At 59.3% G+C, this 18545-nt stretch carries 14 protein-coding genes; 10 read left to right on the top strand and 4 right to left on the bottom strand.

Annotated elements, in window-relative coordinates; genetic code table 11:
- Positions 1-499 precede the first annotated feature (499 nt).
- From GKZ68_RS21475 to GKZ68_RS21450, 6 genes are all read left to right on the top strand, one after another.
- Positions 500-1228, top strand: a complete 729-nt coding sequence (locus tag GKZ68_RS21475) for a porin family protein (RefSeq protein WP_173119016.1) — start codon at positions 500-502, stop codon at positions 1226-1228.
- 250 nt (positions 1229-1478) lie between these two features.
- Positions 1479-1844 (top strand): helix-turn-helix domain-containing protein, encoded by a 366-nt coding sequence (locus GKZ68_RS21470; protein ID WP_173110521.1) that lies wholly within the window; start codon positions 1479-1481, stop codon positions 1842-1844.
- A complete protein-coding gene (locus GKZ68_RS21465; RefSeq protein WP_302051990.1) occupies positions 1753-2439 on the top strand; it encodes an IS630 family transposase in 687 nt (228 codons plus the stop codon). The genes GKZ68_RS21470 and GKZ68_RS21465 overlap by 92 nt, the downstream gene beginning before the upstream one ends.
- Before the next feature lie 799 nt (positions 2440-3238).
- Positions 3239-3691, top strand: coding sequence for a hypothetical protein (locus GKZ68_RS21460; protein ID WP_173119014.1), 453 nt, complete (start codon positions 3239-3241; stop codon positions 3689-3691).
- Between the two features lie 515 nt (positions 3692-4206).
- The gene (locus GKZ68_RS21455; protein ID WP_173119012.1) at positions 4207-6591 is read left to right on the top strand and encodes a TonB-dependent receptor; all 2385 of its coding nucleotides are present in this window, start codon (positions 4207-4209) and stop codon (positions 6589-6591) included.
- Positions 6592-6879: 288 nt separating this feature from the next.
- Positions 6880-7680: a hypothetical protein gene (locus GKZ68_RS21450; RefSeq protein WP_254244325.1), complete on the top strand. Its 801-nt coding sequence runs from the start codon at positions 6880-6882 to the stop codon at positions 7678-7680.
- Between the two features lie 98 nt (positions 7681-7778).
- On the opposite strand, the gene GKZ68_RS21445 is transcribed toward GKZ68_RS21450, so the two are convergent.
- Positions 7779-8213: a PepSY-like domain-containing protein gene (locus tag GKZ68_RS21445; protein WP_173119010.1), complete on the bottom strand. Its 435-nt coding sequence runs from the start codon at positions 8211-8213 to the stop codon at positions 7779-7781.
- Between the two features lie 294 nt (positions 8214-8507).
- On the opposite strand from GKZ68_RS21445, the gene GKZ68_RS21440 reads away from it, so the two are divergent.
- Entirely contained in the window at positions 8508-9530 is a 1023-nt protein-coding gene (locus tag GKZ68_RS21440) for an acetamidase/formamidase family protein (protein ID WP_173119008.1), read from the top strand.
- Positions 9531-9650: 120 nt separating this feature from the next.
- On the opposite strand, the gene GKZ68_RS21435 is transcribed toward GKZ68_RS21440, so the two are convergent.
- Positions 9651-10061: a hypothetical protein gene (locus GKZ68_RS21435; RefSeq protein ID WP_173119006.1), complete on the bottom strand. Its 411-nt coding sequence runs from the start codon at positions 10059-10061 to the stop codon at positions 9651-9653.
- A gap of 1016 nt (positions 10062-11077) precedes the next feature.
- Between GKZ68_RS21435 and GKZ68_RS21430 the strand changes: the two genes are divergently transcribed.
- Complete coding sequence (locus tag GKZ68_RS21430) at positions 11078-11791, top strand: DUF1345 domain-containing protein (protein ID WP_173119004.1); 714 nt, start codon at positions 11078-11080, stop codon at positions 11789-11791.
- Between the two features lie 190 nt (positions 11792-11981).
- On the opposite strand, the gene GKZ68_RS21425 is transcribed toward GKZ68_RS21430, so the two are convergent.
- A complete protein-coding gene (locus GKZ68_RS21425; RefSeq protein WP_173119002.1) occupies positions 11982-12377 on the bottom strand; it encodes a VanZ family protein in 396 nt (131 codons plus the stop codon).
- Positions 12378-12498: 121 nt separating this feature from the next.
- The gene (locus tag GKZ68_RS21420) at positions 12499-13137 is read right to left on the bottom strand and encodes a recombinase family protein (protein WP_173118835.1); all 639 of its coding nucleotides are present in this window, start codon (positions 13135-13137) and stop codon (positions 12499-12501) included.
- Between the two features lie 138 nt (positions 13138-13275).
- On the opposite strand from GKZ68_RS21420, the gene GKZ68_RS21415 reads away from it, so the two are divergent.
- A complete protein-coding gene (locus GKZ68_RS21415) occupies positions 13276-16380 on the top strand; it encodes a Tn3 family transposase (protein WP_173118890.1) in 3105 nt (1034 codons plus the stop codon).
- A gap of 799 nt (positions 16381-17179) precedes the next feature.
- A complete protein-coding gene (locus GKZ68_RS21410) occupies positions 17180-18181 on the top strand; it encodes a YhcG family protein (protein ID WP_173119000.1) in 1002 nt (333 codons plus the stop codon).
- The last annotated feature ends 364 nt before the right edge of the window (positions 18182-18545 follow it).

Here is an 18545-nt window from a genome sequence, read left to right as displayed (position 1 = left end):
ATTCTGTGCGGCCTAGCTAGACCACCTCAATACCCAACGGTTACATTTCGCGCTGGGCTACTGTACCCCGCTTGAAATCGAACTCCACTATCTTTTCAATCTACCTTCCGTGTCCATTTGAACCCGACCACCTCAGTCAAGCGTTAGTGCAGATTAAAAAATATTATTTATATATTTAACAAAATCTATTAATAGAGCTAAACTATTCGTATTTGTTTTTGGCAAAATGCACACTGCAGTGTATACTTGCATCATTATTATCTGACTGCTGGATACCATCGGGCAGTTTCCGCGCTACTTCCGCTCCAATTATACTTTCAGGTTGCATCAAAATACTTAATGTCTGCTAAGACACTAAGCTCTGATTTTCATGCCCTTCCTGTTCTGAGTGTTTGCGTTTATTCTAAATTACTTCAATGCCCCCTTTTGCTATTGGGAAATAGCAGTCGTTCATAGCTTAACGCTGATGAATATAAGCTAATTCATTCTCAAACGTATCATGAATATTCTCCACTCACTATCTGCTGCATCCCTTTGCAATCTTTTTACTTTCAGTGCATACGCTCAAAGCGGCCCTCAATTCGGATTGCAACTAGGTCTCAATAATGGTGCTGTTAGGTATGTGACAGAAGCGAATCACTATGGTTCACTTTCTACTGGTTATCAGACAGGATTGGCTGCCGGGCTTACTAGCAACTTGCCCTTTGGTAACCACTGGTCCCTATCGACTGGGTTACGCTACTTGCGCACAGGCTTTACGACCAACGAAATTGTTCCTTCCACAGACCCAGGAAGCCATAATTCTACCCAGTATAAGAGCGCATATGCACTGAATCGGGTAGAGCTTCCGGTTGATGTGCTGTACTTTTTTAGCCAATCCCAAAAAGGGTTCTTTCTAACAGGGGGCGTCAGCGTTGGGGTGTTGTTAAGTGGCAAGCGTACCGTCGATATTCTTGATACGGATGGGGTTAGAACAGTTGAGTATTCAGTCAGCGATGAGATTAAGGTTGCGAAAGACTATCCGCTTGGTACCACTGCTTACTACTTGCAGCGGTGGGATGCGGGCATCAAAGGTGGCTTGGGCTATAAGTACCGCAGCATTGCCGTGCAAGCTTTTTACCGCTTTGGTATAGCTGATATAGCTGCCAACTCTGCACTTAATTCCCCTTCGCCTACAATTAACTCCAGGCTAACAGAAATCCAGGTGGCCTACCTTTTTGGCAAATAACTTTTTCATTTTTCACCTCTTTTCCTCAAAAACCAGTATGAAACAACTTTTCTCATTTATAATTCTTTGCTGCCTCTTATACAGTTCAAGCAGTTGGGCACAGTCGCCGGTTACTTTCAATGTGCCCGGTGGGTTTCCGCCTCAAGTATATGATATTGACAGCAAAATCAATAATGACTCAAGCAATCCGGTAATTATAGCGGATTCTAGAACGGTGTAGCTACTATAAAGCTGTTTACGTACCGGGTGTATGCAAGCCTATTCTCTTGATTTGCGGCAGCGTATCGCGCAAGCGTGTGCCGAGCCCGGGGCGCGACAAGCCCACGTCGCCGCCCGGTTTTGCGTGAGTGTGGCCTTCGTCGGCAAGCTGCTGCGTCGCCAGCGGCAAAGCGGGCAGTTGGCCGCCCTGCCCGGCCGCGGTGGTCCGGCCCGCTGCCTGGATGCGGCGGCGCAGGCCTGGCTCGGGGAGCAGGTGGCGGCCCAACCCGATGCCACCCTGGCCGAGTTACAGACGCTCCTGCTGGTTGAGCGCGGGCAAGCCGTTAGCCGGGGCTCCGTCTGGCGGGTGCTACACGAACAAGGCTGGCGACGTAAAAAAAAGCCTGCACGCCACTGAGCGCGATACGCCCCGGGTACACGCCTTGCGCAGCGCGCACGTCGCGGCTATCGCGCAACGCCCCGACGTAGCCCGCTTTCATTTTCTGGACGAGACCGGCCTGCGCCTAGACTACACGCGGCGCTATGGCCGGGCGCAGGCCGGCCAGCGTGTGAGTGGGGCCGTACCGTTGCGCCGCCCGGCCCGCTCCCTAACCTTAATTGGCGCCTTGTCCGTGCACGGGCTGCACGGGGTCCAGGTGCTGGAAGGGGCCTTGAATCAGCGCAGCTTCGCCCTGTATATCAGCCGCATCCTGGCCCCGCAGCTACGGCGCGGGGACGTGCTGGTCCTCGACAACCTGCGGGTGCATCACCTGACCGGGCTGCGGGAGTGGCTAGCCCGGCGCGGCATCGAAGTGCTGTTTCTGCCCCCCTACTCGCCCGACTTTACCCCCATCGAGCAGGCCTGGAGCAAGCTCAAAACCAAGCTGCGCCACGCCCAGGCACGGACCCGCGACGCGCTCGAAGAAGCCTTACATACCGCCATCGACTGGCTTACTGGCCCCGATGCGAAAGCGTGGTTTAATCACTGTGGCTATCACGTACACCGTTCATGAATCCGCTATAGTAGGGTAGTGATCCTAGGATACATTGCTACCTCTCACCCGTGTAAGCCCTCTTAGTGAAGTCCAGGAACCTAGCCGTTGGTTGCCACTGCAGTCGTGGTTGTGTTACTGGAACCCGTCACTATCTGAAACGTAACAGATTTTTAATCATTACCCGGCCATTATGCAGACCAGTGGAGCCGCAAACAGCTGAGTTGATAGCCGAACAGTGGTCTTATTCTTTTGCCACTTAATAAGTTAATTGATCGTAAAAGATTGCTACTTACAAGATCAAAAAGCTTTTGGCGAGTCTTATAATTTCCAATACGTAAAGCAGCGGGCTACTCTGCTGGTAGTAAGCTTGGCCCACCTGCTGGAGTCAGGCTCGCCAGCCGTGGTCTTTGCAGCGCCGTAGTACCCGCTAGCCAGTTCTCGTAAACCGGGCAACCAACGTACCCCCTGCTCGTGGAGCGGCTGCCAGTTGCGGGTGGGCCGAGCAGGGGGTACGTAGGATCCTAGTCGACCGCACTTGGTTACTTTTCAATTAACTTCAATTAAAGTTAATTGAAAATTGTCTGTACGCATGCCTTACCATAAACGCCCGCTGCGCGCGCTCACCTGCGCCCACTGCGGCACGGCCTTCGAAGCGGCCCACAAAGCCCGGCGCTACTGCAGCAACTCCTGCAACACGCTCGCCTGCCGAGCGCGTGCGGCGGCCCGGCCTACTCCCCTCTCTGGTCCCCTCGCGGACCCGCTCCCGCCGACTCCGGGTGCTGCTTCCTCGACGCCTCTGGCCTTTAGCTGGCAGAACGTGGGCGTGATCGCCGCCGGGTCGGCCCTCGGCCAGCTGGCCGTGCAGGTGGGCACTCATATGGCCCAGGCCTTCGTCTCCCCGGCGGTAGCGCCTGCCCCCGACCCGGACCGGGACCCGGCTGGCTGGTTGCCCCCAGCCCTACTTGCCGTCCCCGGTCCGGCCGCGTGGGTAACCTTGCCCGGCTGGCCGGCTGCTCAAGTGCTCGTGCAACGCCTCTACTGCGGCCTGACGCTCTACCATTGCCCCGCCTATCAGCTGCTCTATTGCCAGACGGCCCCCGGGACCTTGACGCCCGTTCCCTCCCGCGCAGCATTAGCCGCCCTGGTGGCCCAGGTGAGCCCCGCGCCCACCACCGCCGAGATCGTTGCACGCTACGTGCCGGGCCTGGCTGCTGCCCTGGACGAGGCGCCCGGTCAGACCCCAGGCGGCACCTTCCGCTCTGTCGGCTAAGCAGGCGGCCGGGAGTTTCCGAAACAAGAGCGGGTCAACCAGCAAGAGTGGACCCGGCGGCGCCCTAATGGAGTGCGGCTTAGATAGACCACCTCACAGATACTCTTCTGAAAAAGGAAGGGTAGGATGAAGCTAGAGTGGAGCGGCTAATACTGTGCGGTTTCTGTAAGCGAGGGTTCGTCGGGCCTCCTGCCGGGCGGGCAGATAAAAAAACCACGGTAGCGTGGCTGCTCGACGTCAATGGCCCAAGACCTTTAGCCTATTAGATAACCTACTACATCCCAATTGGCGCAGACAAACGAGTAGGCACCTCGCAGGACGAGCCGAAATGCGACAGAATTAACCCCGAACTTTAAGCATAACGTAGCTGTCAAGTGCGGCGGCGGTTGCAGAAGGAGTCATCAATGACTCGCCCATCTGCTATTAAGTAGGCACTTAGTTGTTCTTGGCTTCGTGCCCCTCAGTTTATTCGTATCCAAATGCCTTTGTTTCAAGTACTCCTCTCCCGCTGGGGGATGCTTCTCTTACTCTCGTTAGGTACCCTCATAGCGGAAGCCCAGACGGGTACTGTACGTGGTACCCTGTCGGAAGTGGCGAGCGGCCAGCCTATTCCGTTTGCCAGTGTGGTACTGCTACACAGCCCCGACTCGACTTTTGTATCTGGCACCCAGGCGAGTGAAGCAGGGGAGTTTGAACTGAAGGCGCCGCTGGGCCAATACATCCTGCGGGCCACAGCGGTAGGCTACCGCACCGGTCGCCGGGCCGTAGTCCTCACGGCGGCGGTGCCGACCCTCGCGCTGGGTACGCTGCGCTTGCGCACGGCGGCTACTCAACTTACCGACGTAGTGGTAACGGCCGAGCGACCTGTGGTGAGCGATGGCCTCGATAAGAAAGTAGTGGATGTAACCAAGGACTTAACCGTGACGGGCGGCACGGCCATCGACGCGCTGCAAAACGTGCCCTCTGTAACCGTGGATCAGACCGGAGCGGTGAGCATCCGGGGCTCGGGCGGCGTCACCATTTTCATTGATGGCAAGCCCACGACCACCACGCTCGACCAGATTCCGGCCAGTAGCATCCAGAGCGTGGAGGTAATTACCAACCCCTCGTCGCGCTACGATGCCAGCGGGGCGGGTGGCATTCTCAACATCGTACTAAAAAAGGAGCGCCGTGATGGCCTCAATGGTCAGGTAAGCGCTACGGCCGGCACCGGCGACAAGGCCAACGCCTCGCTGAGTCTCAACTACCGCCAGGGCAAGCTCAACCTGTTTGGCTCGTATGATTTCCGCCGCGACCGCCGCCGCATCTATGGCACGCTTGACCAGACGACTACGGCCCGCGACACCTCCCTGCTGCTGCACCAGGACCGTAACGGCGTCAATTTGCAGACCTCGCACGCCGTGCGCCTGGGCTTCGACTACGCCCTCACTCCCGAGCAAACGCTAACGCTGGCCGTGCAGCCACGCTTCAACGTACAGGCCAATGGCGAGACGCTCGACTCGCGCCAGCTGAACCTGACGACGGGCAGCCAGCTGGTGCCCACTAGTACCAGCCACCGCACCAATGCCACCACCGGGACCTTCCGCTCGGCCGATGTGACGCTCGACTACCGCCGCACCTGGGCCAAGCAGGAAGGGCGGGAGTTGACGGCCAGCGCCGTCTACACGCCCTTTTTGGGGGATAACAACGTGTCGTCCAGTATTCTTTACCCTAGCGACAATTCCTTGACGCTTCAGCAGCAGCGCACCCTTAACCATACTACCCAAGGCACGGCACAAGTCGATTACGTGCACCCGCTGGGTGAGAAAAGTCGCTTTGAGCTGGGCGCCCGCAGCTCGTTGCGGCAATACGACCTGGACTACCGCTTCAGCAGCGTGCCGACGCTGAGCTTTGACCCTTCCAACCGCTTCATTTATAAGCAATACGTACAGGCAGCCTACGGTATTTATGCCAACGCCCTGGGCAAGCTGAGCTACCAGCTCGGGCTGCGCGGCGAGCAAACCAGCCTAAACGGCAACCAGGTGGCCACCGCCGAACAGTTTACCCAGCACTACTTCAACCTGTTTCCGAGCGCGGTGCTGGCCTACGAGTTGCCCCACGACCAGCGCGTGCAGCTGAGCTATTCCAAGCGTATTCAACGGCCCGACGCGGGCGAGCTGAACCCGTTCACCGACCGTTCGGACCAGTATAACCTCGTGACGGGAAATCCTACGCTGCTACCCGAATACGTGCACTCGGTGGAGCTGGGTGACCAGCTGAACTTCAGCGGTGGGCGCAGCTTGAGTACCACGGCCTTTTACCGCCTCGAAACTAACACGGCCCAGGGCTTTCGGCAGGTAATTACCGACCCACTCACCGGCCGCCTCGTCACGAGCACGACCCGCCAAAACCTGGGCCAGGAAACGTCGGCTGGCCTGGAGCTGGTGGGCGCCAGCCCGCTCACCGAATTCTGGAAAGCGAACCTGACGGCCTCCACCTTCCGGCGCATCATCAAAGGTTCGTCGGGTGGGGTACCCATTAATACGTCCAGCCAGGTGTACACCGCGCGCCTCAATAACAACTTCACCATCACCAAGCAGCTAGGGGCGCAACTGGCGCTCAACTACCGTTCGCCCATCAACACGGCCCAGGGCACGCGCAGCGCCAATTTCAACGTGGACGTGGCCGCCCGCTACAACGTACTCGGCGACCGGGGTACTATCACGCTGCGGGTATCTGACCTATTCAATACGCTGCACTTTAACTCCACGGCCTACGGCCCAGCCTTTGCCACTGACCAGCGCTTTAAACGCGAATCGCGCATTGCCTTCCTGGGTTTTGCCTACCGCTTTGGCCAAAACCAGTCGGCAAAGCCTAATAAGAAAAATGATCAGGAAGACGCTGGTGGAGGATTTGAATAGCTCGTTAGTGAACAAATAGCCTTATTGACCTTTCAATGCAGAGTTTTAGCAAGTACCAACTGCGTATAGAAGGAAAGGGTCTAAGAAGCACCCAGCGACTGCCGATGGAATGAGATAGACCGCCTCAACGCGTTTTTGAGGAGAACATTGGGAAGTAAAACTGTCTCGAGGGTCCGCCGTATCAGACCCCTAAGCGATTCTCTAGGTAAAAAACAAAAACAGGGCTATCCACGCAAAGACAGTACCTGGGACCAGGGCTTGCTATTCCCGTTTAACCTGCCAGACCCGATGCAAATAACCACGACGCAGTTGCCCACGACGGCGACCACCATGCTCAACAAGGTACCAGCGGTGACGCTGATTTTTTGGATTATCAAGATTATGGCCACGACCGTGGGCGAAACGGCGGCTGACTTCCTGGCGTTCAACCTGAAACTGGGCTTGACTAAAACTTCTCTGTTGATGGCCGGGCTACTGGTCGTGGCGCTGCTGGTGCAGCTGCGGGCGAAACGGTATGTGCCCGCGCTGTATTGGACGGTGGTGGTGTTTGTTAGTATTGTCGGGACGCTGATTTCTGATAATCTGGTCGATAATTTCGGGGTCAGTCTGACCACGACGACGGTGATTTTTGGGGTGGCGCTGGTGGTGGTATTTGCGTTGTGGTACGCTAGCGAGAAGACGCTTTCGGTGCACAGCATTGAAACCAGCAGGCGGGAGCTGTTTTACTGGGCGGCCATTCTGTGCACGTTTGCCCTGGGCACCTCGGCTGGTGACCTGATTGGGGAGCGCCTGGGGTTGGGCTATGTGAAGTCAGCGCTGCTGTTTGGCGGCTTAATCGCGGCGGTGTTTCTGAGCTACCGATACGCGCACCTCAACGCCGTGCTAGCGTTTTGGGCCGCCTATATTCTCACGCGGCCGCTGGGCGCTTCCCTAGGTGACTTGCTGACCCAGGCCCCGAAAGATGGTGGGCTGGGCATCAGCACGACCGTCATCAGTGGTCTATTCCTGATTTCCATCCTAGTGCTGGTAGTCTACCTAAGTCAGCAACAAAAGCAAGAGGACCTGACCGCAACTCCGCAGACTAAGTAGCGTAAGCTTACCGCCCACGAGTGCTACAAAAGCCAGACTAGCTGCCTAAAGTGGTAGCTAGTCCAGCTTTTGTAGCACTCGTGGGCTTTTGGGGTCAGCTATTTCTTGGCCAGCGAGCCGTCGGCCGTGAAGAGCACATCCTGGGCCTTGCCACCCTTGCTTACTTCGGCCTCATAGACGGTCGAGCCATCAGCCCGCACGATGGTAGCAGCCTCCTTAATCTGGTAGGCCTTGTAGGCGCGGGCCAGCTTGGCGCGCACCGGGGCGGGCAACTGGCTCGGCGACATATCGGTTTCGGTTTCCAGCAGCTCCCCGGCGGGCGTAATCACGGCCGACATGGTCTTGCCGCCCTGCTTGAAGCCTGCTTCGAACTTGTCGCCTTCTTTCTCCCACGTGTTGGTGGTTACCGTAGGGAATTTGGCTTTAAAGGTGGCCTTAGCGGCAGCGGGCACCTGGGCAGGCTTGAGTGTCTGGGCGTGGGTGGTGGTAGCCAACGCGAGGGCGAAGACAGCCAAAATCAGCACTTGTTTCATGACGTTGTTAAAGAAGGGTTGGTGAAATTATACCGAAAGCTCGGCCCTGATACTGTGATTTTTCTGTAATGGTGCGGCCCACCTAAGCAGGTCGAGCTATCAGCCAAGGGACCGCTTAAGGAAGCTCCTTCTGCGGCTACCAGAAGGTATTTCACCAGGCAGTGCTGCTTGTATTCCAGGAGCAACCCGCTTTAACTTATTATCCTAATGGTCGTACAGCTTGCACTTGGCATCCACAAGCACTAGGCCTATTCCATGAACTGAACATCGAATCACAGAACGGCCCTGCTGCTTTTGCTGGTAGCGTTGCTGGGCGTCGGAGCGGGTGCTCGCGCCCTTCGGCCACCGGGGCCCACGGTCCACCACCTGCTGGCCACCCCCCAAACCGTGACAGTGGGCTACTACGATGCCGCTGCTCCGCCCCATCTGCGGATTCAATCGGGCGACGTGGTGCAGATGCAGACCCTGGTGGCCTGCACGCCGGCCCTGCTCGAAGAAGCCGGCCTGCCGCCTGCGCAGGTGCAGCCCGAGCTGCGCGCTGTTATCCAGCAAGTGACGGACAAGGGACCGGGCATTCACGTCCTGACGGGCCCCATCTACGTGGAGGGAGCCCTGCCCGGCGATGTACTCGAAGTGCGGATTCAGGACGTGCAGCTGACCGTACCCTATGCCTATAACGCCTTCTCCCCCGGTCACGGCGCGCTGCCCAACGATTATCCGTACTCGCGCATGCGCATCGTGCCGCTGGATCTAAAGCGAAAAGTGGGGCTGTTCGCGCCCGGCATCGAGATACCTCTGCGTCCGTTCTTTGGCAGTATGGGGGTAGCTCCGCCCGATGTGTCGGGCCGCATTAGCTCCTACCCGCCCTGGATTAACGCGGGCAATATCGACAACAAGGAGATGGTGGCCGGCACCACGCTCTTCATTCCGGTGCACACCCCGGGGGCCTTGTTTTCGGCCGGCGACGGGCACGCGGCGCAAGGCGACGGCGAAGTAGACCTCAAAGCTTTGGAAACCTCCCTGGTGGGCACGTTTCAGTTTATCGTGCATAAAAATCAGCATTTGAACTGGTCCCGGGCGGAAACGCCGACCGAATACATTGCGATGGGCTTCAACGAAAACTTGGACGAAGCCGTGAGCCTGGCCACGCGCAACATGCTGGACTTTCTGATAACGGAAAAACACCTGAGCCGCGACGAAGCCTACATGCTGGCCAGCGTAGCCGTTGACCTGCACGTCACGGAACTGGTGGACGGCTCCAAAGGCGTACACGCCATTCTGCCCAAAAGTATTTTCCTCGACCAGAAGCGCAAGTAGGCCGCGCAGTCCGGGGTGCAGGCCACCCTGGGTAGGTTGGGCGTAAAAGACAGACGAGGTAAGTACAGAAACGCTTCGGCAGCGAAACCCAGCTTCAGCCTATCGATAGGCTGCAAAACGTTAGTACATCCCTACGTGGAAGGAAACGGACACTGGGCGGCGAAACTGGGACTGAGGCTGAACTAGCACTCGCTGGCCGCCGTCATACCTAGCGTACTGCGCCCGGTCGTATCCATAGCCTTGCCCGCGGCCGTAGCCATAAGCCTGACTACGGTAATAGCCATCCTGCTGGCTGCGCTCATAACCATAGGCGCGCTCTGGGTCGTAGCGGGGAGCATCACGGTGCCCTTCGTCCCACTGGTCATGACCTTGGTAATCGGGCCTATACCCTTGATGGTAGCCGTCGTAGGCATCGCGGCCGTGCTCAAACGGCGGGTAGCCCGGGCCGGCTGGGCTAGCAAGCGGGGCCGCGAAGACGCTGCTGGCGGTAAGTACAGTAGCAGCCAGGGTGGCAAACAGGAAAGTTTTCATGGGAGTAGCGTTAGCGAGGTGACTGGCAGCATCTTCGGCTGCCTGAGGTAGACTATGCAAATGCCCGTCCGGAAATAGCCAGGTAGCTGCATCTATGGACGCACCCCCAAATAACCCCGACTAATAGCCCTGTATCATCGGCATACTGCCTGCTCCTTGCTGGCTACTGCTGTCCGAACTGCTTGCGGTCAGCACGGAGCATGTTAGGCAAGACGGCGCAGGGGAGTCGTGGCACCTGAAATAGCTCCAAACAGCCACGAGCGTTTAATACAGTGTGACAAGATAAGTCAGCAGTTAGTCTGTTGAAAAAGGAAGGTGAGGTTGAAGTTAGAGTAAGCAGTAACTGCCGGGAGACGAAGCCCGTATGGCTGGGGTATAAGACTGATGCGTATCACCCTGAATACGTCATGTTCTGAGCGGTCCTGCCAAAGCTTATCCTGTTTCTTCCATTCTTCCTCCCCATACTTTTCCCTTCTGCGGATGAAAGCCTCTTTCGCTTCTCTCTACGCGGTCGCTAGTCTGCTCGCCACCACTGCCTTTGCCTCAACTCCCGACTCGTATGGCCAGGATGAGCAGGGCCGCCGTGACCAGCAGCGCTCCGACGATCGCCGCCCGGATAACCAGCGCTCGGACACTTACCGCGGGGGCAACCAGCGCCCCGATGCTTATCGGGGAGATAATAAGCGCGCGGACGCGTACCGGGGTGATAACCGACGCGGTAATACTACTTACCGGGACAGCCGCCGTCCTGATAATCAGCGCACGGACGCGTACCGCGGGGGCAACCAGCGCGCGGACGCGTACCGGGGCGATAATAATCGCCCTGGCAGGAATGCTCGCCACGAGGAGCGCCAGAACGCTTCTGACAATCGCCGGGCAGACTCGCCCCGCTAAGCTGGGCAGCCTAAGCTAGAATCGGCCCCATCCAGATGATCTGGATGGGGCCGACTTATTTTGTGAAAGCGGCCCGCTACTGCCTGCTCCACTGTAGTTTCCTGCTCCATCACCCGCTTATAATGCCCGTCTTCCCTGCTTCTACCGCTCCTTCCACCTCCACCTACGGTCTGCTGAACTGGGTGCTGCGCTTACGGGCGCTGCACCGCGTGGGTCTCGCCCTGACCGTGAGCGTGCTCTGCGCGTGGCTGGCCCCGGCCGACTTTCGGACGGCTACCCGCTGGGTGAGTGCCTGGGATGGGTTCTGCGTGGCCATTCTGGCGCTGACGTGGCTTACAGTCTTTCAAGCCGATGCTGCCCATATCCGGCGCGAGGCTACCCGCCAGGACCCGGGCCGAGCCTGGACATTTGTGGCCGTGCTGCTGGCCGCCGGTGCCAGCCTGTTCGCGGTCGCGCTGCTCTTGCGCGGCATTAAGGAATTACCGCATCCCGAACAGGTGGAGCAGGTGGTTGTCTCTGTGATCGCCGTATTAGGCTCGTGGTTGCTGCTGCACACGCTCTTCACCCTGCGCTATGCCCACGCTTATTACAGCGAGGACCTGACCACTTCGCCGCCCGATAAGCTCGGCGGATTGCAATTTGCGGGGGCCGAGCCCACTACGTACTGGGACTTTGCCTATTATGCCTTCACCATCGGCATGACGGCTCAAACCTCGGACACGGGTGTCACCTCCCTGCAGATGCGCCAGCTCACGCTGGCCCACGGCCTGCTTTCGTTTGGCTTCAACACCGCCGTCATCGCCTTGGGCGTCAATGTCGTATCCAGCATCCTCTAAAGGCAGCTCGTTGCCTAGGTTCGCGGTGGGAGCTGCTCGTATTGAAGCGGAAACTAGGCGGCCTTAAGTAGCGTCAAAAAAAGGGCACCATTCAAGCCGAAGCTATGCGCCAACGCTGTCCGTCTTGCTTAGCCCACCTCAGGCCAAGAGTCCGTACGAGCAGCTGAATAATACCGCTGCGCTCGGTCTACTACGTGCACCCTACCCGTAAAATCAACCAGGCTACCAGCCCACCGAGCAGCGTGGCGACGATATCCTGTACGTCGAAGACCCGGTCTGCCATCCAGAGCTGCGCGAACTCATAGAGCACCAGGCCGGCGACGACACTCAAACACGCCCGGGTTACCTCTTGCCGCGTCTGCTTCTGGAATAGGGTTACATAGAGCGCACCCAATAGCAGGGGTGCTAGGAAGTTGGGCAGCGAGTCGGCCAGTGCCTGGCCGAAGCGGGTTACGTGATGCCTGCGCAGAGAGGGCCGCAGGGAGAGTTCTTCGAAGGCAGTAAACGCGAGCAGCCCGAGGACCAGCCCCCAGCGAAACAAGCGTTGGGTAGCCCGCGAGTGGAGAGTAGCAGGGTTCGGCTTCATGCGTCGGCGCTAGGCGGTGAAAATAGGGTTACCCACCAAAAGATGGGTAGGCCCCGACCGGGTCGGTACTAGTAGAAAGGGTGTTGTTAAACAAATAGGGTAAAACCTCCGACTCGGCCGGTTACACAGGGGCATTTCGGGCTGGAGGCCGCTGAAGCTTGGTTAAGTAGTTCTTCAAGGACAGATACTTACCGTATTTTAGGTGCACATCTACGATAGTGGCCAGTGGCACGCCCAGCGCGTGCAGGTGCAGGATGCGCTCGCGGTCCGCATCATACATGGACCGTTGCACCACGCCCTTGGGCTTGCCTAGCACGATACCCTGCTCGCGCCGGGACCGTAGGCCCTCTTTCGTGCGCTCAGAAACGAAGTCCCGTTCCAACTCGGCCAGCATGGCAAAAATGGTGAGCAGGATTTTGTGGGTCATGTCGCGGTGGTTCTGCGGGTCCAGGTCCAGGCCCTGCTTGACCAGAATCAACCGGCAGCGCTTGTGGTGAATCAATTCCTCAATCAGGCCCAGCACCTCGCGCAGCGAGCGGCCCAGTCGTGAAAGCTCGGAGACGATAACGGTATCGCCGGCGGCGACCTTGGCCAGCAGCTCGGGCAAGCGGCGCTGCCCGGCGGTCCTTCGGGAGGACATCTCAACTTCAATCCACTCGTCCAGGGTCCAGCGGTGCTCGACCAGGTAGCGGGCGATGAGGCTCTTTTGGCTCTCGGCCGATTGGGCGCTGGTCGAGACGCGGACGTAGCCGAAAATCATGGGCAAAAGAGGCAGGTTAGCGATAAGGTAAAAGGGCCTCGTAAAGGTACCGGTTTTCGATACCTTTACACGCACGTTAACGCTATCACTGTCCGGTAGCGAAAACGGTCGTTAAGTCCATCGGTTTTTGCCCCCTCTATGGCCACGCACCTGCGGATTCACTTGGGCAAGGAGCGCGAGCTCTACGAGCAGCCCCCGCTGGTGCCGGCGGCCGAGCAGGCGCGGGTCTTCGCCGTCCCGGATTGGGCGGATGCACACCTGCTGCGGATGCTGGCCCCCGCTAACCGCGCCGGGTTTGTCTTGCAGCTGGGCTACTTCCAGATTAGCCAGCGCTTCTACGTGGCCACCCGCTACCACGCGGCCGATGTGGTGTACGTAGCCCGGCAGCTGGGGCTGGGGCCCGACGACTTTGACCCGCTGCGTTACGCCGATGCCCGGTACTACGCCCACCAGCAGTTCATCTGCGAGCACCTGGGCATTGTACGGTTTGACGCGGCCGCGACGGAGCGCTTGTATCAGGAAGCCCTGCGCCTGAGCAGCCAGCACCTGAAGCCCGCGGCGGTCTTCGACTACCTGGTGCTGTATCTGCACGAGCACCGGCTGGAGCTGCCCACCTATTACACGCTGGCCGACGTCATTACGCGGGCCCTGCTCGCGTTCGAGAAACGGCTGCTCCACCGCTTGCAGCAGCACCTGCACCCCGGCGAGCAGCGGTTGCTGGACCGCCTGCTGGCCGCCGACGACCCCAACGAAACCGCCGCCGGGGAAACGGACGCGGACCGGCGCTACCCACTCACCTTTCTCAAGCGCATCCACCAAGGCCTACGGGCCGGCGAAATCCGCGAACGGGTCACCCATTTCGCGTCCCTGCGGCAGCTCTTTGAGCAGCTGCAGCCGCTCTGGCAACGGCTGCGCCTCTCCGACCAGGCCATCACCTATTACGCCGAGTACGTGCTGCGGGCCCAGGCCGCGCAGCTCTACCGGCGCGACGAGCGGCGCTACCTCTACCTGCTCAGCTTCGTGGTGCACCAGTACTACGAGTTGGGCGATGCCCTGGTCGACACGCTGCTGCACACGGTGACCAGCGCCGTCAACCAGTGCCGCGAGCAGGTCAAGGAAACGCTCTATCAGCAACGCACCGCCACGCAGCAGCTCACCAGCCAGGTCGCGGGCCGGGGCTACCGGCACCTGCAGGCCCTGACCCAGATTCGGGCCCTGGTCGATGCCCCCGACGTACCAGCGGAGCAGAAGCTCGCCCGTATCGACGCGCTGCTGCAACGCCACCAGGCCACGGCCGCCCAGCTCAGCGAAGACCACCAGCAGCTGGAGCAGCTGCGCCGGGCCACCGAGCAGCAGGCGGGCGAGGCGCTGTTTCACGAGGCGTTGGCCGGGGCGTCGTTGCGCCTGCAAACCAAGCTCGGGGCCTTGGTCAAAGCGCTGGTCGTGGACGAGGCGACCACCCGCGCCGACCTGTGGCGGGCCGTGCACTACTACCAGCAGCATGACGGGCACCTGGGCGCGCAGGTGCCGCTGGACTTTCTCTCGCTCACGCAACGCGGCTACGTCCTTGATGCGCAAGGCCGGTTGCGCCCCTCGCTCTACAAAGCGCTGCTGTTTCTGGAGATGGCCACGGCCATCAAGTCCGGCCAGCTCAACTTCACCTGCTGCTACCAGTACCGGGCCTTTGAGCACTACCTGCTGCCGGCCGCGCAGTGGGCCCGGCAACGCGAAGCCCTGCTCGAACAGGCGGGCCTGAGTGCCTGGCGCGACTTTGCCACGGTGCAGGCTACCCTTCAAGCGCAGTTGCAGGCCCAGTTTGCCGCCACGAACGCCCACCTGGGCGGGACCGACAACCCGCACGCGCACCGCACCCCGGCCGGGCGCTACCGGCTCACGACCCCCCGGTTGCCGGCCGAGCAGCCGCGCCTGCCGGCGCACCTGTTTCCCCGCCACCGGGTGGTGCCCCTGCGCGAGGTGCTCACCAGCGTGGCCCGGCTCACCCAATTCGACACGGCCTTTGGCTCGCTGCCCAGCAAACACGCCCGCACGCCCCCGCCCTTGTCGCAACTGCTGGCGGCGCTGGTCGGGCTGGGCTGCAACCTGGGCCTGCGCCGCCTAGCCCAGGTCGCGCCGCAGGTGGACGAGGCCGCCCTGCAGCGCCTGGCCAGCACCCATTTCACGCTCGACAACCTGCGCCAGGCCAACGAGCTGATTCTAAACTTTACCCGCCAGCTGCGCCTGCGCGAGGCCTTTCGTCTCTCGCCCGATGTGCTGCACAGCAGCAGCGACGGGCAGAAATACGACCTGGCCGTGGACTCGCTCGGCAGCAGCGCCTCGTTCAAGTACTTCGGCAACCGCCGCGGCCTGACGGCCTACTCTTACGTGGACGAAACGCTGCTCGTCTTCGATTCGACCGTGTTCAGCGCCGCCGACCGCGAAGCCACCCACCTGCTGGAAGGCCTGCTACGCCACGCCGTGCGGCCCACCGACGTCCACTCCACGGACACGCACGGCTACACGGAAGTCATCTTCGCCGTGACCCGGATGCTGGGCATCGCCTACGAGCCGCGCATCCGCCAGCTCACCAATCAGCAACTCTACAGTTGGGAGCCCGTGGCCACTCATCGGCAGCTGGGGCAAACCCTGCTGCCCGACGCGCGCCTCGACCCCGAGCGCATTGCCCGCCACTGGGACGAGGTGCTACGCCTCGTGGTCACGCTAAAGCTGCGCCATAGCGAGGCCTCCCGCCTGTTCGGCCGGCTCAACTCCTACGCCCGCCAGCATCCGCTTTACCGGGCCCTGAAAGAACTGGGCCGGCTCGTCAAAACCGAGTTCCTGCTGCGCTACGTTGACCAGGTGGAGCTGCGCCAGCGCATCCAGAAGCAGCTCAACAAGGGCGAAAGCGCCCACCGGCTGGCCCACGCCGTCTGGCACGGGCGCAACCAGGAGTTTCACGCCGCCACCCGCTCCGAGCAGCTGGTGGCCGAAACCTGCAAGCGCCTGCTGATGAACGCCATCATCTGCTGGAACTACCTGCACCTCTCTCAGCACTTGGCCCGGCTGCCGCCCGAACAGCAGGCCGCTACGCTGGCCACGCTCTCGCCCTTCGCCGTGCTCTCCTACCGCCACGTGAACCTGCACGGCGAGTACGACTTCTCCGACCAGCCCCTGCCGGCCGAAGCCCCGTTTGACATGGACCTGATTGCCGCTTGGCAACCGCCAGCTAAACCCAGACAGGGCTGAGTCGGAGGTTTTCCCCTATTTGTTTAACAACACCCTAGAAAGGCCGTGCTGAAACTACGCATCGCGCGCTGACCAGTGGGCGTGCTGAGGAGAAGACCGACAGCGCAGTGTCCTTCGCAAGGGTGAGTAGGGGGAAGCGCTTGTGGCTGTTGCGGCCCACCTCACCCCGCTTCCTAGCTACTGACTGGTGTCAAGAAAGCAAAATGGCGCCCTTGGTAGCGGGGCAGTTGCAAATTGTTGCGTAGCTGCAAAAACGATTGGTACGGGGCGACCGGGGCCAGGCGATTTACCACCCAGGCAGGGAGCGCGCCGCCCGGGTCGACCCGGAAGCAATAGGTAATGCGCAGGCGCGTAGGCGAGATAGCCTGCACCTGCCAGTCGCCTGACCAGTAGGGAACCCGCACTACGCCTGCTTTCGGCGGCACCAGACCATCCACCGCCGCCATCGTGATATGTAATACATGCGTGAGGGGAGCGTAGGCAAATTGGACTTTTTATAGTAGCAGGGAGACAAAATTACTTTAAGGACATACCGTATATAATATGTCCTTGATTTTTAACCAGACGGCATTTTCACACAGTCCAAAAAGCTAGGTTCAATAAATCAATTAGCTGTTTCTTTCTGGACTGCCTTTCTGAACCCTGTTTGCTGAGGCAATTACTCAAGTGAGCTACAATGCATACAGGGTCAATAAGTTATGACTTCGTGGCCCGCACTCGAAACGGCTTGCCGTAATTTTACCCCTTCGCAGTGATTAGAAGGCCTTCCCGAGCCGCTCACCCACACAACCAGTACTGTATGAGTATTAAACCAGAACTACTTGCCACCGTGCGCGGCCTCATCACGCAGGCGCGCGCGCAGGCGGTGCGGGCCGTAGATGCGGAGCGTGTACTTCTCTATTGGCACATCGGGCAGATTATCCTAGAAGAAGAGCAACACGGCGCCGACCGGGCTGCCTACGGTAGCAGTCTTATCAAAGGCTTGGCGGCAGAGTTGCAACCGCAGTTTGGCAGCGGGTTTTCGGGGCGGCAATTGGAACGCTACCGCCAGTTTTACCGCACTTTCCCAATTGCGTCCGCACTGCGGACGCAATTCAGCTGGACGCACTATAAAACGCTTATCAGCCTCGACAATCACGATAAGCGGGAGTTTTACCTAGCCGAAGCAGCCAAAAATAACTGGTCGGCCCGGCAACTAGAGCGGCAGGTCAACAGCCAGCTGTTCGAGCGTTTGCTGTTGAGCAGCGACGTGGCGGCCGTGCTGGCCGTGGCCCGCCAAGAGAAGGTGCCCACAGAAGCCCGCGACATCATCAAGGACCCCATGGTGCTAGAGTTTCTAGGCTTGAAGCGGGAAGCCGCCTACTATGAGCGCGATTTAGAAACTGCTCTGATTATCCATTTACAAGAGTTTTTACTGGAACTGGGCAACGGCTTTTCATTCGTGGCCCGGCAGCAGCGCCTGCACCTCGACGGCGACGACTTCTTCGTGGACCTAGTGTTTTACAACCGGCTGCTGCAATGTTTCGTGCTGGTCGAAATCAAGACCGATAAGCTCACCCACCAGGATTTGGGCCAATTGCAGATGTACGTCAACTACTACGACCGCCTGGAAAAGCTGCCTCACGAGAATCCCACCATCGGCATCCTGCTCTGCGCCGACAAAAACGATGCGGTGGTAAGAATCAGCCTGCCAGCCGATAATCAGACCATTGTAGCCAGCAAGTATCAGCTTTATTTACCTAGTGAGCAGGCGCTGATGGCAGAGGTGCAGAAAGAAATTGATAAGCTGGACCCGTCCTAGCATGTATTTAGTCATTGAGCCGAAAACCGAACGGTAGGCTAGCCCTATTGCGGAGGCGCTAGTGCGTCAGGAATACCTCCTAAAGGTATTCCAATAAGGGTCAGCGAGAAACGCCCGTAAAAAGCGCCTCTGCGCGCTGGGAAAGCATCTCGTAAAATCATCCACTAAGGGCCACTTAATTGAGGAAGGCTTCGGAATGCCACGCTTTCTAAAATTCCCCGCCCGCTAAAAAGGCCCGTCAAACACCTGGTTGGCCTGGTGCTGGACAGGGCTTTCGAACAAGTCGCCGGCTTAGGCGCCACCCCGCTTCCGCCCCCGCTTCGCGAGCGGCTTAGGCCCCGGGCAACCGGCTAAGCTCCAGGCT

Source organism: Hymenobacter sp. BRD128 (assembly GCF_013256625.1).
GTDB lineage: Bacteria > Bacteroidota > Bacteroidia > Cytophagales > Hymenobacteraceae > Hymenobacter.
This window is presented reverse-complemented; position numbering and strand designations above follow the sequence as displayed.